This is a genomic window from Methylobacterium sp. E-045 (genome assembly GCF_022829685.1).
Lineage (GTDB): Bacteria > Pseudomonadota > Alphaproteobacteria > Rhizobiales > Beijerinckiaceae > Methylobacterium.
In genome coordinates, this window is sequence record NZ_JAKSYE010000091.1 from 1 (window position 1) to 1,484 (window position 1,484).

The window sequence follows — 1,484 nt, forward strand, 5'->3', positions numbered from 1 at the left end:
GGGCACTCGCATCGCCCAATTCGGCCACGCTGGCCGGGGAGGTGATGGCGCTGAGGATCGTCTTGTCGTTGGTGCCGGTGATGGTGATGGTCTCGGTCTGGGCGACCGTGACCTTGCCGTCGCTCACCTCGTAGCTCACCACGATGGTCTCGGTCGCACCCGCCTTGAGGTGGTCGAAGGCCGCGTTGGTCGGATCGACCGTCAGGCTATGGTCGGACAGGCTGATCCCGGCCGGAATCGTCGCCGAGGCAGCGGCCGAACCCACCTTGTAGGTGACACCCGTCACCGTCAGCACAGCGCCGTTGTCGAGGTCGGACGCACCCTCGAGCAGGTTCCTGGTGACGGAACCCGCGCCTTCGTCGGCCGCGTCGGTCAGCGCCGCCGCCACCGTCGGGGCATCGTTGGTGCCGGTGATGGTGAAGCTGAGGGTGCGCGTGTCGGAATCACCGACCTTCACCTGGTAGCTGACGACCAGCGAGTCGTCCGCGTTGAGGAAGTCGAGGTTGGCGGCAGCCGCATCGTAGCTGTAGCCGAGCGTCTGCTCCCCGCCATTCGACGTGACGCCGGCATCGAAGGTCAGCTTGCCGTCGACGAGGGCCGCCTCGAGGAGGGCTGCCTGGCTGCCCGTCAGGGCATTGCCGTTCAGCGTCAGGGTCGGAGTGCCGACCACGGACGCCGCGAGCGTGTCGCCCGCGTCGAGATCGGTGAAGGTCAGCGTGCCGGTGATCGCGCCCAGATCCTGGGCAGTCGCAGTCCCAGCTTCCGTAACCGAGGACGAGGCGGGCGTGATCGCGCTGAGGACGGTCTTGTCGTTCGCGCCCGTGATGCTGACGCTGATGGTCTGGTCGTCCGTACCATCGAACGACGTGACGACGAGTTGGTCCGTCACGGACTGGCCGCCTTGCAGCTTATCGACCGCGGGGGTGCCGTTGGCGAGGGTGTAGGTCCAGGCTCCGGTCGCGGTGTCGAAGGTGAAGGTGCCGTAGGTGCCCGCCAGAGACGCGGGAGCCTCGAACGAGGCCTCGCCGTCATCGGCGTCGGCGACGGTGAGCTGTCCACCGATGGAGTTCGGGGTCGCGTCCTCCGTGACAGCGCCGGTCGCCTTCCCGGTGATCGACGCCACATCGTTGGTGCCGGTGATGGTGATGGTCTCGGTCTGGGCGACCGTGACCTTGCCGTCGCTCACCTCGTAGCTCACCAGGATGCTCTCGGTCGCACACGCCTTGAGGTGGTCGAAGGCCGCGTTGGTCGGATCGCCCGTCAGGCTATGGTCGGACAGGCTGATCCCGGCCGGAGCCGTCGTCGAGGCATCGGCCGAACCCACCTTGTAGGTGACGCCCGTCACCGTCTGCTCGGTGCCTTCAGTGGTGTGCACGACGAAGCTGTCGGTGACGGTCACCATCAACGGCGCCGACGATGCGGCCGTCGTGGCGGGTGTCGCGACGGGCAGCGTGACCGAGGCGGGCGGGGTCTTGAACGGCACG

General features: G+C 67.6%; 2 protein-coding genes. One reads left to right on the forward strand and one right to left on the reverse strand.

Going from position 1 to position 1,484, the window contains the following annotated elements:
- Window positions 1-1,402: VCBS domain-containing protein (locus MKK51_RS17920; protein ID WP_243979188.1), on the reverse strand; the 1,402-nt coding region annotated here is incomplete at its 3' end.
- Here MKK51_RS17920 and MKK51_RS27600 point away from each other — a divergent pair.
- On the forward strand, window positions 1,389-1,484 hold a 96-nt coding region (locus tag MKK51_RS27600; RefSeq protein WP_409565713.1), incomplete at its 3' end, for a VCBS domain-containing protein. The two genes, MKK51_RS17920 and MKK51_RS27600, sit on opposite strands and share 14 nt — an antisense overlap.